The 12,660-nt window shown below is 62.7% G+C and carries 13 protein-coding genes; 5 read left to right on the top strand and 8 right to left on the bottom strand.

Annotated elements, in window-relative coordinates; genetic code table 11:
• Positions 1 to 118: 118 nt before the first annotated feature.
• The 3 genes from ARC20_RS18280 to ARC20_RS07735 all read right to left on the bottom strand — a co-directional run bounded on the left by ARC20_RS18280 (position 119) and on the right by ARC20_RS07735 (position 1,820).
• The gene (locus ARC20_RS18280; protein ID WP_146165775.1) at positions 119 to 265 is read right to left on the bottom strand and encodes a TRASH domain-containing protein; all 147 of its coding nucleotides are present in this window, start codon (positions 263 to 265) and stop codon (positions 119 to 121) included.
• Between the two features lie 77 nt (positions 266 to 342).
• Positions 343 to 1,194: a helix-turn-helix transcriptional regulator gene (locus ARC20_RS07740; RefSeq protein WP_057646202.1), complete on the bottom strand. Its 852-nt coding sequence runs from the start codon at positions 1,192 to 1,194 to the stop codon at positions 343 to 345.
• 71 nt (positions 1,195 to 1,265) lie between these two features.
• Positions 1,266 to 1,820, bottom strand: a complete 555-nt coding sequence (locus tag ARC20_RS07735; protein WP_057646201.1) for a DUF2058 domain-containing protein — start codon at positions 1,818 to 1,820, stop codon at positions 1,266 to 1,268.
• A 75-nt stretch (positions 1,821 to 1,895) separates the two neighbouring features.
• Between ARC20_RS07735 and ARC20_RS07730 the strand changes: the two genes are divergently transcribed.
• Positions 1,896 to 2,396, top strand: coding sequence for a M48 metallopeptidase family protein (locus ARC20_RS07730; RefSeq protein ID WP_057646200.1), 501 nt, complete (start codon positions 1,896 to 1,898; stop codon positions 2,394 to 2,396).
• Between the two features lie 147 nt (positions 2,397 to 2,543).
• Positions 2,544 to 3,017 carry a YehS family protein gene (locus ARC20_RS07725; protein WP_057646199.1) on the top strand — a complete coding sequence of 158 codons (474 nt, stop codon included), beginning with the start codon at positions 2,544 to 2,546 and terminating at the stop codon, positions 3,015 to 3,017.
• Between the two features lie 26 nt (positions 3,018 to 3,043).
• Here ARC20_RS07725 and ARC20_RS18760 read toward each other — a convergent pair whose 3' ends face one another.
• Positions 3,044 to 4,042: a MafI2 family immunity protein gene (locus tag ARC20_RS18760; protein WP_237642532.1), complete on the bottom strand. Its 999-nt coding sequence runs from the start codon at positions 4,040 to 4,042 to the stop codon at positions 3,044 to 3,046.
• Positions 4,043 to 4,397: 355 nt separating this feature from the next.
• On the opposite strand from ARC20_RS18760, the gene ARC20_RS07715 reads away from it, so the two are divergent.
• From ARC20_RS07715 to ARC20_RS07705, 3 genes are all read left to right on the top strand, one after another.
• Positions 4,398 to 4,664 carry a hypothetical protein gene (locus ARC20_RS07715; protein WP_057646198.1) on the top strand — a complete coding sequence of 89 codons (267 nt, stop codon included), beginning with the start codon at positions 4,398 to 4,400 and terminating at the stop codon, positions 4,662 to 4,664.
• Between the two features lie 131 nt (positions 4,665 to 4,795).
• A complete protein-coding gene (locus ARC20_RS07710; protein WP_057646197.1) occupies positions 4,796 to 5,803 on the top strand; it encodes a glycoside hydrolase family 43 protein in 1,008 nt (335 codons plus the stop codon).
• Positions 5,804 to 6,363: 560 nt separating this feature from the next.
• A complete protein-coding gene (locus ARC20_RS07705; protein ID WP_181360111.1) occupies positions 6,364 to 6,879 on the top strand; it encodes a hypothetical protein in 516 nt (171 codons plus the stop codon).
• Positions 6,880 to 7,150: 271 nt separating this feature from the next.
• On the opposite strand, the gene ARC20_RS07700 is transcribed toward ARC20_RS07705, so the two are convergent.
• The 4 genes from ARC20_RS07700 to aceE all read right to left on the bottom strand — a co-directional run bounded on the left by ARC20_RS07700 (position 7,151) and on the right by aceE (position 12,649).
• Positions 7,151 to 7,528 carry a SymE family type I addiction module toxin gene (locus ARC20_RS07700; RefSeq protein ID WP_057646196.1) on the bottom strand — a complete coding sequence of 126 codons (378 nt, stop codon included), beginning with the start codon at positions 7,526 to 7,528 and terminating at the stop codon, positions 7,151 to 7,153.
• A 475-nt stretch (positions 7,529 to 8,003) separates the two neighbouring features.
• Complete coding sequence (locus ARC20_RS17935; RefSeq protein ID WP_081418089.1) at positions 8,004 to 8,603, bottom strand: DUF4276 family protein; 600 nt, start codon at positions 8,601 to 8,603, stop codon at positions 8,004 to 8,006.
• On the bottom strand, positions 8,600 to 9,808 hold the full coding sequence (locus ARC20_RS17930; protein WP_081418088.1) for an AAA family ATPase: 1,209 nt from the start codon (positions 9,806 to 9,808) through the stop codon (positions 8,600 to 8,602). Before ARC20_RS17930 ends, ARC20_RS17935 begins: the two co-directional genes overlap by 4 nt.
• Positions 9,809 to 9,961: 153 nt before the next feature.
• A complete protein-coding gene (aceE, locus tag ARC20_RS07695; protein ID WP_057646195.1) occupies positions 9,962 to 12,649 on the bottom strand; it encodes a pyruvate dehydrogenase (acetyl-transferring), homodimeric type in 2,688 nt (895 codons plus the stop codon).
• Positions 12,650 to 12,660 lie beyond the last annotated feature (11 nt).

Below are 12,660 nucleotides of genomic sequence, written 5' to 3'. Positions count from 1 at the left end.
GCAAAGGCCGCGGGCGGAAACAGGTCATCAGGAAAGTGCAGCCGCCATTGCGGCGCTGCGTATCAAAGGGAGGAACCCGGGTCGCGGTCGCGCGCACGCGACCGGGCTCTCCACCGGCTCAGCCGTTGGCGGCGGCGGCGTAGGCTTCGCGCAGCTGCGTGGCGCATTCCTCGCAGCACACCTCCACCACCTTGCCGCCGAGCTTGACCTGGATGGCGTTCTCGTCGAGTTCGCAATCGCAGGCCGCGCAGGTCTTCTCGCTCATGTCGTTCTCCCTTCGCTCGCCCGAAAGTGGGCAGGGACAGTAGACGCCGGCGGGCCGGCAGGCCGCTATCAGGAAATTTAGCGTCCGCCGCGCGCCGGGCTGGCGTTCAGCGCCTGCTGCCGGAACTCGCTCGGGCTGCGGCCATAGGCCTGCTGGAACGCCGCGCTGAAATGGCTGTGGCTGGAGAAGCCCAGGTCCTGGCCGAGGCGGCTGAGGTCCTCGTATTCACCGAGCAGGTCGAGCGCGCGCGCCAGCCGCAGGCGCATCTGGTAGCGGTACAGCGGCACGCCCTCGACCTCGCGGAAACTCTGCGTGAGGTAGACCGGCGAGACGCCGACCTCCGCCGCCACGTCGGCCAATGTCCAGCGCCGCGCCACGTCACCCATCAACACTACCTTGGCGCGGTCGACCAACCGCCGCTTGCCCGTGCTGGCGCCGGCCGCATGCGCGGTACGCGGGCCGATGGCGCGCTGGGCGAGCACCAGCGCAAGGCTTTCGCCTTCGAGCGGATCGGCGATGCCTTCATGCAGGCTGTGACGCAGCATCGCCACCAGTACCTGCGTGCGCGGATCGATGCGCAGGCGTGGCAGGCGGAAACGCGGCGGCGGGCCTTCGTGCAGCAGCGCGGCCGGGGCGATTTCGTGCAGCAGGGTTTCGTCGATGGTGAGCGCCAGGCTGGCATCGCCGCCGGCGTGGGGGTGGCTGATGCGGTACGGCTCGTCGGCGTTGAAGAAAATGACCTGGCTGGCATCGGCCACGACCAGATCATCCTCCAGATGGCGCACGTAGGTGCCGCGATACGGAAACACCAGCTCGGTGCGGGTGGCGCGCTCGATGTCGCTGGCGTGGCGGCAGGTGCCCGCGCACACCACGTCGCGGACCTGCACCAGCGAGGTCTGCAGAAGCAGGTGCACGGTGAAGTCGGACATGGCCGGATGCCGGGGCGGGAAGTGGGCCTATCGTAGTACGGCGGGCGAGGCGCAGGGCCTGCAGGAGCGGATTACCAGACCAGGTCGTCCGGCACCTGGAACTGCGCGTAGTACGCATCGTCGTCGGAGAGCGTGGCCTCGGCCTCGCTGCCGGCCGGCTGGCCATGGTCGAGCACGATCATGCTGGCGTCGCGCTCGCGCACCTTGTCGGCGGCGGGGCGCGGCAGCAGCTCGAAGCGATCGTCCACGCGCGCGATGACCAGCACGCCGGCGGAGAGCTTCTTGCGCAGATCGTCGTTGACCAGCAGCGTGCGGATGACACCATCGACGGTGAAGCGGTATTCGCTTTCACCGGTGCGCGGCACCTTCTTGTCGGCGATGATCTGCCGCGCCTGCGCGCGCATCTCGGCGACGCGGGCCTGCGCCTTGCGCTCGGCCTCCAGGGCACGGTCGCGCTCGGCCTTCTCGGCGCGGGCACGCTCGGCTTCGATCTGGATCTCGCTGGGACCGGTCGGGCCCTTGGCATGCAGCGCCTTGTTCTGCTCGCGCGCGGCCGCGGCCACCTTGGACTTGTTGACCAGCCCCGCCTTGAGCAACTGTTCCTGCAGGGGATTCGCCTTGGCCATGACACTGCTTTCTTGCTGGGGATTCAGGCCCCATGATACCGCCGGTCCCTGCCCGACGCCCCTGCCCCGCTACCGATGGAACCCCTCAAATACCTCACCGGGTACCCGCCGCCCCTGCTGGAACAGGTGCGCCAGCTGATCGACCAGGGCCGGCTGGGCACGATGCTGGCCGAGAAGTACCGCGACGCCCACGCGGTGCGCAACGACGGGCAGCTGTATGACTACGTGCAGGCGCTCAAGGAGCAGCACCTGCGCCGTTCGGTGCCGCTGGGCAAGGTGCTCTACGACGGCAAGCTGCAGGTGATGAAGCATGCGCTGGGCACGCATACGGCGATTTCGCGGGTGCATGGCGGGAAGTTGAAGGCGAGCCGGGAGATTCGCATCGCCACGGTGTTCCGCGATGCGCCGGCCGATTTTCTGCGGATGATCGTGGTGCACGAGCTGGCGCACATCAAGGAGGCCGAGCACAACAAGGCCTTTTACCAGCTGTGCCGGCATATGGAGCCGGATTACCACCAGCTGGAGTTTGATCTTCGGTTGTATTTGACGCAGCGGGAGTTGGACGAACGGGGTTGAAGTACCCGCCAGGAGGGGCCGTACAGCCATGCGATTCGAGATCGCCCTCCGCGCCGGGGGCACTGGCGCGGGCCACCCCCGGCACCCCTCTTTTCCGCAAGCGCTAGACTGCACGCCTGATTCCGTTCGACCGCAGGGTGACCCGCCATGATCAACAACGACGTACTGCGCAGCATCCGCTTCATGCTGGACCTCAGCGATGCCAAGGTCGTGGAGATTACGCATCTGGTCGATCCGGCCTTCCCGATCGAGAAGGCCGACATCCCGGCCCTGCTGAAGAAGGACGACGAGGAAGGCGCGGTGGCATGCAGCGACCGCCTGCTGGCGAACTTCCTCGATGGCCTGATCCTCTACTTCCGCGGTCCCAGCGATAGCCAGGCGCCGCGACCGATGGAGTCGCGCATCACCAACAACCTGGTGCTGAAGAAGCTGCGGGTGGCATTCCAGCTCAAGGACGTGGATATGCACGAGATCATGCAGGCTGCGGGATTTCCGCTGACCAAGCCGGAGATGACGGCGCTGTTTCGGCAGCCGGGGCATAAGCACTACCGGCCTTGCGGGGATCAGATCCTGCGGAATTTCTTGAAGGGGCTGACGCTGCGGTTTCGGGGCGACGCTTGAGCGGAATTCCGACAGGCTCTACAACCTCAGACACAACCCGCCTGGAAAGCCAAATGGGCAAGAGGTGGTAGCGGATTATCTGGATTCCGCTGCACATACTCATCCAGCAGATCCCAAGAACCGGGCAGATTCGCCAACACTTCAGTCGCTACGATGGAGCCACATTCCAACGCATCGGGAGTCGGAGCCCCTTCGTATTCGAACCGTATGTGTACCCGCCGTTGATCGCTGTCGCCCTCAATGGACACTCGCCATAGCTGGGGATGCACCTCACCCAGCAGCGCACGCTGCACACTAAGCAGCAAAGCAGGCCGCGTACTGAAGTAAGCCCCATCATCGCCAGTCGGCGGGACACCGGGCGCCTTCAGGGCAGCCTCAAGCAGGAACTCGTAAGTCCGCAGCCTCCCACGCGCCAAGGTGGCGATCCAGCAGATAAGCCAGAAGACGGAGAGCAGAACGCCAAGGGCCGCCACCCAACCCGACACGGCGAACGGATCACCGCCGCCGTGAAACAGGACGAAGAGTGAGACGAGCACGGGCAGTACTCCGAGCTTCTCGACACTGCCGACAATGAGCCCGATCCTGCCTGCCCGACGTACGTCGCTGTAACGCACGTAGTCCAGCATGGACTCCAGCTCGGCAGAGGGATGGCGCTGCAGCCACTTGATCTCCTCGGCGAACTGCGCCTTCTGATGATCCATGCGTCGGGCCTGGTCTTTGACCCACCCACGAATATCCTTCGCAATCCAGATGATGTAGTAGATCGCGACTGGCACGAAACCGGCGACCGCCAGGATCAGGCCCCATTGTGTAGCGCGCAACAGCACGGAATGGGGGATGCCCGTGGTCAGCAGGAAGGATGGCGTCAGGCCTAGCAGCATGCCGACGCTCATCACAGCCGACGCACCCTGCACGAACCAGCCTGGACGGAAAACATCCTCCCGCACCTCTGGTAGCGCCCGGATGCGCGATTCCATTTCACTGAAAGTGAGCGGCGCGCGTGCGGCAGCCTCGATTGCATCCATGCCAACACCCCTGATCCGGCATTAGGCCGGAGCGGTTGAGCTTATGGGGACGTCCGGGTCGCCACAAGATGCAAGACGGGAAATGCTTCGGTTGCCGACCCTTGCCCGCAAAGCACATTTCAACATCCGGCTCGCAGCCCATCCCGCTGCTATTTGGAAAAACACGCTGCCGATAGGCATGACATTGTCAGCGATTCTGACAACTTCGCATCTACACGGATCAATCGCATTCCAAGTAGTCACTGATCGCCCGAATCTCGGGCCGCCGCACCTCTGGCGGCTAATAGTGAGCCAAACGCTCGAACACGGAGCAAGACTGTTGCGTGAGCTAGCCCATCGTCAGGAGTACGACCCCATGTTCCTCCGACTCGCCTGTGTGCTCTATGCCATCGGTCTGCTATCGATGCCCTTCTCGAAAGGCGGCCTGTTCGGTCCCACCATGCTGAGCTATTGCTCCGCGGCCTTTACCCTTGGGCTGCACAGCGCGTTGAATGCGCCTCGCCTCGCGGAGGGAAGCCACTTGATGCTCATCTTGTTTCGGTCTCTGCCGATGCTTCTCCCGCTGGCTGCCATCGCCATCCACTGGATGGCCACCTATATGGACCCGTCAGTAGCCGGCTAATGCGTGTAGTGCCGCGGGGTGCTACCGCTTTTTTTGCTTTGAACAATTGCGCCCATTCGTGACCCCCATCGATTCCCTACCCGCAGCATCGCCCTAGAATCGAACGCTTCGACGAACGCACGGGCACTGCAATGACGTTGAGCAAGAAGGCGATGGCCGCGGTACTGGCAGCCACTATCGGGGGCTGGGTCCTGCCCACCCCCGCGCAGACACCGGCCACCACTGCCAAGACCTCGGGCAACCCGATACTGCCGGGCTGGTATGCGGACCCGGAAGCCGCCGTGTTCGGCAAGACCTACTGGATCTACCCGACCCGCTCGACGGTCTACGCGCAGCAGGTAGGCTTCGATGCGTTCTCCTCGCCGGACCTCGTGCATTGGACGCGGCATCCGGACGTGCTCTCGATCGCGGCGGTCTCCTGGGCCAGGCAGGCGCTGTGGGCGCCCTCGGTGGTGGAGAAGGACGGCAAGTACTACCTGTTCTTCGCCGCCAACGACATCCAGAGCGATGACGAGGTCGGCGGCATCGGCGTGGCCGTGGCCGACCGGCCCGAAGGGCCTTACCACGACCTGCTCGGCAAGCCGCTGGTCGGCGCATTCCACAATGGCGCGCAGCCGATCGACCAGTTCGTGTTCAAGGACGACGACGGCACCTGGTACATGATCTACGGCGGTTGGCGCCACGCCAACATCGTGCGCCTCAAGGACGACTTCACGGGCGTGCTGCCGCTGGCCGACGGCACGCTGTTCAAGGAGATCACGCCGGCGCCGGAATACGTGGAGGGTTCGCTGATGTTCAAGCGCGGTGGCCACTACTACTACATGTGGTCCGAAGGCGGCTGGGGCGGCCCGGACTATTCGGTGGCCTACGCCATCGCCGATGTGCCGACCGGTCCGTTCAAGCGCATCGGCAAGATCCTGCAGCAGGATCCAAAGGTTGCCACCAGTGCCGGCCACCACTCGCTGATCCACGTGGCCGACGACGACAGCTGGTACATCGTCTACCACCGCCGCCCGCTCGGCGACACCGCGCGCGACCATCGGGTCGTTGCCATCGACCGCATGTCGTTCGACGCGCAGGGGCACATCCTGCCGGTGAAGATGACCACCGAGGGCGTGGCCGCGCATCCGCTGCGCTGAGCCGCTGCGCTTCAGGCGGCACAGCCGTTCCGGGCTGATCGACTCACGCTTTGTTGCAGCGCCCAGCTCCCGGCGGAGAACTCCAAGCTACGCGCGGAGAGGTGTGATCTCTTCCGCGATGGCTTCGCATTCCGAACGAGTGCAGGCGAGATTCTCCGCCGGGCTTACGTGCACCGCACCCCGCCCCGGCAGGTTCGCGGCGCCAGAACTCTGGGCCCAGACGCAGGCAAACGACCCGTGCGGGGATAGCACGCATCTCCGATGACATAGTGCCTTGCATCTCTGACGTAGTGCTCAGGAACAGCGATGCAGTACGGAGCATCGAAGGTGCGGTTCCTGGCTATCCACGAGCAGCTCGTTCCCACCTCGGCGCAGCTCCGCGTGGGACGCTGTGGCGGATCACTTGCTCAGACAACCTTGTACGTACAGCGCGGGACATTCCTAGCTTCACCCGCGACTTGTACAGACCGGTGCAGTTCCTGGATTCCTCTCACTTGATTCGCTGGGATAGCCGACATTCGATTTGTCAGTGAACCGCTGACGTAGATTTGGGAACCCTCATGAATCAAAGCCCGTTGACTGTTGAACTCGGGGCAGATGCCCTCGCTGCCATTGAAGCGGCGCTGACGACGCTGGAGCTGCACCTGGGCAACCTCCCTGCCCTTCGGCCCGAAGAGCGCAAGCGCATCATCAAGATGGGAGACAAGTCCGAAGCCTTCTGCCGACAGGCAGTGGTGACCTTCGCGCAGAACCCCGATGTCATGACGCGCAACTTCGACGTCTCGCTGTTCCAGAAGCAGCTGGTGAGCCTCGACACCTTGCGCCCCATCCGCGTTCGCACTACCCGGTTCTACGAGAAGCTGCGCGATGCAGAAATGCAGATCGGCAGCAGCCTGATGCGCGCCTCGCTGGAAGGCTATGCCGTTCTCAAGGTGGCCGGCAGGGGACGAGGGCTTGAGGCATTGAGGGCGGCGCTGTCCCAGCGGTTTGCGTTCCGGCGGCAGCCAGCCGTGGAGCCTGCGCCGGACGAAGTTCCGCCCGTCGAGCCGCCATCTGACGGCTCTGCTGCGAAGTGAGCGCTGAGGGGGCTCAGGAAGGCGCGGCGGTGACGTCGCGCCTCTCCTATTGGGCAGAGACAGGCTGCTCGGCCGATCTCTTCCGCCCTGATCGTGGTGGCCGCGTCCTGCGCGGCGCACCCTCGCCCTAGCCTCGTCTTCGACCCTCTCGTCGGATGTGCGTGGATATGGACATCGAGCCCGTCCAGCGCAATCGCAGCCGGTCACGCACGCGGCTGCCTGTTCGCGATACGAGTTCAGACACATCAGTTGTGACCGTCAGAACAGCAGCCTACAAGGCCTCGGCCTTCGTTCGCTTGCTCCTACGCTTACCGGCTCCCGGCAGCTCAGCAGATGAAGGAGTGACCATCGGCATTAGCACCAAGGCGCCGTCTTCGCGCACCTCGACGCTGACCCGGCCGCCGGGCTTGAAGCCCAGGGGCTCCATCCACTTGCCCTCCAGACGCAAGCGCGGCACCTCTCGCCTTTCGGCGTCGTTGAAGGAGCGGGTCAGGGTGCAGAACGCGGGGCGCCGCCCGGCGCGGGGACGGCGCCGGGCGGCGGCTACGGCGTCGCGCTTGTCGAGGGCGGTGCGCTCCTCGGGGGTGAGCAAGGGAACATAGCCCGGGACGGGCGCGTTCCAGAACTTCGAATGCACCATGCCGGCCATGGCGGGGCAGGGCGTGTACTCAGGGTGAGCGCACGGCTCAACGGTGCGCTTGGGTCGGGGGTGACGCATGAGGAAGCCCTCCTTGACTGAGAAGAACCCCGTCGCGTCAGTTCGAAGGGGGTGTCGGGAGGCTAGAAACCGCCAACAGCCGGCGGGCGTATTTCCCCTAGGGGTATTGTATTAGCCGCCCTCCCGACATTGCTTCTTTGTCCGCATCATCTCGATGCTATTACAAGCGCATGTCGGGCGCCCAATCGCTGTTGGCGGAGTTTCTAGGCTCCTTGTTAAGGATCTTGGCCCATTACCGCCGGAATCCGCCATCCGAAAAATCTAACCAAAAGCGGAATCGCCAGCCAACCAGGAACAGGAGAACGAGAACGCGCTAGGCTTCCCGCAAATTCACCAATGGCCGGAGGATGCCCCGGCAGCCAGCTAGCTAGCGCTACCCCTGAGGAGCAATAAATTTCGTTCTAGGCTAATAACCTCGAATAGCCCGCAACTTCTTTTCACACTCACTCACCAGCTTACGGAAAGATCGGCTTCGATCATGCGCCTGCTGCAAATCAAGCTTTGCCGAGAAAGCCGGCTGATCCATGACTTCTCCATAGCAACCTGAATCCATACGCGCTTCCATCCAACCTTTCGCGTCGCGTGGAGCTTCGGGATCTTGGCAGTCGCCCTGAAACTTGAAACTCCGCACCCCGTCTAAAGATCTAGCCGACGCAATAAACCACGCTTCATATTCTCGATTGGCAATAATTACTGAAATTGACCTTCCGGGCAGCGCTTGCTGAGCTCTCCCAAGAACTTCAGCCCCGAGATATCTTGGACACTGGTCGTCGGCATCAAGGAGAATCATTACCCAGCCAGACCCATCACTCTTAGCATCAGCCAAGCTTAAATATCTTGAAAATTCCGCATCCCTATTCAAAAACCTATCTTTATGGACACGGATCGGCGCCGGAACATGTACATACTCCCCGGGAGATAGCCACTCGAAAATCCTTCTTAGAAGGACAGGAAAGGCTGCCTGTTCCCCGTGCCCCTCTACGATGGAAGCCACTGCAATATTCATTCGAGAATGGCACCAAACAGATCTGACTGGCTCTGCCCCTGAGATTCAATTACCACCGGATCCGGCACCAACTGATTGAGCCTAAGAAGCTCACCTGCCGAGAATAAATGCTCCCTCATCGCATTTCTCGACGCGGCATCTATCGGCGCAATTTTTGTCTCCCCTCCCTCCGAAATGACGGAGAACAGGGAATCGGGGTCAATATCTCGATCATCGAGCAGATCCGGACTGTGGCTGGTCACAATAATCTGAACGCTCTTCGATGCTCTTGTCAGTGCATCTCTGAGGGCTGCGCTGGCTGCCGGATGGAGAGCCGTTTCTGGCTCTTCAATACCGACAATAGTCGGTGAGAAATCGCGATTGGTCTGAAAAAGTGCCGTCAGCACGCCCAGGGCGCGCAAGGTTCCATCCGACATACTTTGAGCAAGAAATCGCCATGGATGAGCTGATCCAGCCATCTCCTGCCGAAACTCCAACGTCTCCATTGGGCCGATAGCCTTCCTCTCAAAGCCATGCACCATGGGCACGACAGTCTGGAGATATTCCCCAATAACCTGAATTTGATCGGGAGCGTTTCGCTCAAGATGGCCAATAACGCTAACGACGTTCTCGCCGACAGGCCGTAGCAATCTGCCATCCTGAGGCTTCTGGAGATCCCGCATGAGTTTTGGATTCAAGTTATAGAACCCCATTGACACTAATGCATCGAAAACTGGCCTAAAGGCAGCCATGCCCGACACAGCAACTAGTGCCAATCTGTCTGCGGTAATGGCCGGAAAGGTGCCCTCACTACATTTTTTGACCGAACCTCGTTCTATGCTGTAGAACGGCCCCCGCCCTTTGCGGCCAATCCCGCACTCTTCGTTCTGGACTTCGTAGCCACCATTCTTCAGCGCGCCAACATTGAATGCGAAGTATGCGTCCCTTCCATCATCTGGAAGAACGAATTCGAGACGTATGCCGAAATGGGTGGGGTGGCCACTCGACCTCCTTCGAACCTCCGCAAGGCCGCCACGTTCACTTAAAGCATTGTCTAGCGAGCCAACGAGAGCATCTCTAACCAGATGGAGGGCGTCTAAGAAGTTACTCTTACCGGATCCATTTGGACCGACCAGATAGGTCAAAGGGTGGAGGCGAACGTCGCATCCGCCAATGCTTTTATAGTTTCTGAGCACTACCCGGGTTAGAAATACGGGGCTCTTCATCTGAAACCGCCTTGAGGTCGATTGGTAGGAGCAGATCCCTACGGACTACCACAGTGATCAATTTTTGGGGGACACACCAATTCGAACATTAATACCACGCCAAAGAAAAGGGCGACTCTAGGCCGCCCCCTTCTATTCTTGTCGGGAGGAAGATCAAACCCCAACCGGATTCGCCTTCTCAGGATCAATCTTGTACTGCTTGATAGCCCGGGCCACATCCTTGCCCGTCATCTTGCCGTCCTTCGCCAGCGCCGCAATCGCGGCATGCGCGATGTAGTACCGATCCACCTCGAAGAACCGGCGCAGGTTCGCGCGCGTATCCGAACGGCCGAAACCATCCGTGCCCAGCACCGTGTACGTCATCGGCACGAAGCTGCGGATCTGGTCGGCGAACAGGCGCACGTAGTCGGTCGCGGCAATCGCCGGGCCCTGGCGGCCTTCCAGCTGCTGGGTCACGAACGCCTTCTTCGGCTCGCTCTCCGGGTGCATGCGGTTCCAACGCTCGGCGTCGAAGCCATCCTTGCGCAGCTCGTTGAAGCTCGGGCACGACCAGATATCGGCGGTCACGCCGAAGTCCTTGTCCAGCAGCTCTGCCGCGGCAATCGCCTCGCGCAGGATCGTGCCGCTGCCCAGCAGCTGCACGCGCAGCTCGCCCTTCTTCGGCTTGCCGGCATCCTTCAGCAGGTACATGCCCTTGATGATGCCTTCCTCCGCGCCAGCCGGCATTTCCGGGTGCGCGTAGTTTTCGTTCATCAGGGTGATGTAGTAGTACTCGTCCACCTGGTCTTCCATCATCGCCTTCATGCCGTGCTGCATGATGACGGTGACTTCATAACCGAAGGTCGGGTCGTACGTGCGCACGTTCGGGATGGCGCCGGCCAGCAGGTGGCTGTGGCCGTCCTCGTGCTGCAGGCCTTCGCCGTTCAGCGTGGTGCGGCCGGCGGTGCCGCCGAGCAGGAAGCCGCGGGTACGCATGTCCGCCGCCTGCCAGGCGATATCGCCCACGCGCTGGAAGCCGAACATCGAGTAGTAGATGTAGAACGGCAGCATCGGCACGTCGGAGACCGAGTAGCTGGTGCCCGCCGCCATCCACGAGGCGATCGCGCCCGGCTCGCTGATGCCCTGCTGCAGCACCTGGCCGCCCTGGTCTTCGCGGTAGTACATCAGCTGGTCGGCGTCGACCGGCTTGTACTTCTGGCCGAACGGCGCGTAGATGCCGATCTGGCGGAACATGCCTTCCATGCCGAAGGTGCGGGCCTCGTCGGCCACGATCGGCACGATGCGCGGGCCGATCTCCTTGTCGCGCAGCGCGATGTTCAGCGTCTGCACGAAGGCCATGGTCGAGCTGTAAGTGCGCTCGCCGCTGTCCTTGAGCAGGCGCTCGAACTTGTCCAGCGTCGGCGCCACGAACGACTGGGTCGCCTTCGGGCGGCGCTGCGGCAGGTAGCCGCCGAGCTCGGCACGACGCGACTTGAGGTACTGCACTTCCGGCGAATCTTCGCCCGGGTGGTAGAACGGCACCTGGCCGTCGGCCAGCTGCGCATCGGTCACCGGGATGTTGAAGCGGTCGCGGAAATGCTTGACGGCTTCGTCGTCCAGCTTCTTGGTCTGGTGGGTCGGGTTGAGCGACTCACCGGCCGAACCCATGCCGTAGCCCTTGACCGTCTTGGCCAGGATCACCGTCGGCATGCCGGTGGTGTTCACGGCCTGGTGGTAGGCGGCGTACACCTTGTGCGGGTCGTGGCCACCGCGGTTGAGGCGCCAGATGTCGTCGTCGGACAGGCCGGCCACCATCGCGGCGGTTTCCGGGTACTTGCCGAAGAAATGCTCGCGCGTGTACGCGCCGCCGAAGGCCTTGCAGTTCTGGTATTCGCCGTCGACGGTTTCCATCATCAGCTTCTTCAGGACGCCGTTGGTGTCCTTGGCCAGCAGGGCATCCCAGTAACCGCCCCACAGCAGCTTGATGACGTTCCAGCCGCCGCCGCGGAACACGCCTTCCAGTTCCTGGATGATCTTGCCGTTGCCGCGCACCGGGCCGTCGAGGCGCTGCAGGTTGCAGTTCACCACGAAGATCAGGTTGTCCAGGCCTTCGCGGCCGGCCAGCGCGATGGCGCCCAGGGTTTCCGGCTCGTCCGATTCACCGTCGCCGATGAAGCACCACACCTTGCGGTCGGACTTCTCGATCAGGCCGCGGTTCTCCAGGTACTTCATGAACTGCGCCTGGTAGATCGCGCCGAGCGGGCCCAGGCCCATCGAGACGGTCGGGGTCTGCCAGAACTCCGGCATCAGCCACGGGTGCGGATACGACGAGATGCCCTGGCCGTCCACTTCCATGCGGAAGTTGTCCAGCTGGGCTTCGTTGATGCGGCCTTCCAGGAACGCGCGGGCGTAGATGCCCGGGGCGCTGTGGCCCTGGATGTAGAGCAGGTCGCCGGGGTGCTTGTCCGAAGGCGCGCGCCAGAAGTGGTTGAAGCCCACGTCATACAGCGTGGCCGCCGAGGCGAACGAGGCGATGTGGCCGCCGAGGTCGCCCGGCTTGCGGTTGGCGCGCACGACGGTGGCCATGGCGTTCCAGCGGATGATCGAGCGGATCTTCCACTCCATCGCCGAATCGCCCGGGCTCTTGGCTTCGTTGGCCGGCGAAATGGTGTTGACGTACTCGGTGGTCGGCGAGAACGGCAGGTAGGCACCGGCACGGCGGGTCTGCTCGACCATGCCTTCCAGCAGCTGGTGCGCGCGGTCCGGACCCTCGACATCGATGACCGCCTTGAGCGATTCGAGCCACTCCTGGGTCTCGAGCGGGTTCGGATCGTTCTGCAGTACTTCGTTCAACCAGTTCATAACGCTCCCGG

Source organism: Stenotrophomonas panacihumi, assembly GCF_001431645.1.
In the GTDB taxonomy this organism is placed as follows: domain Bacteria; phylum Pseudomonadota; class Gammaproteobacteria; order Xanthomonadales; family Xanthomonadaceae; genus Stenotrophomonas_A; species Stenotrophomonas_A panacihumi.
The sequence above is the reverse complement of the archived record's forward strand: the minus strand, read 5'-3'. Positions and strand labels throughout refer to the sequence as shown.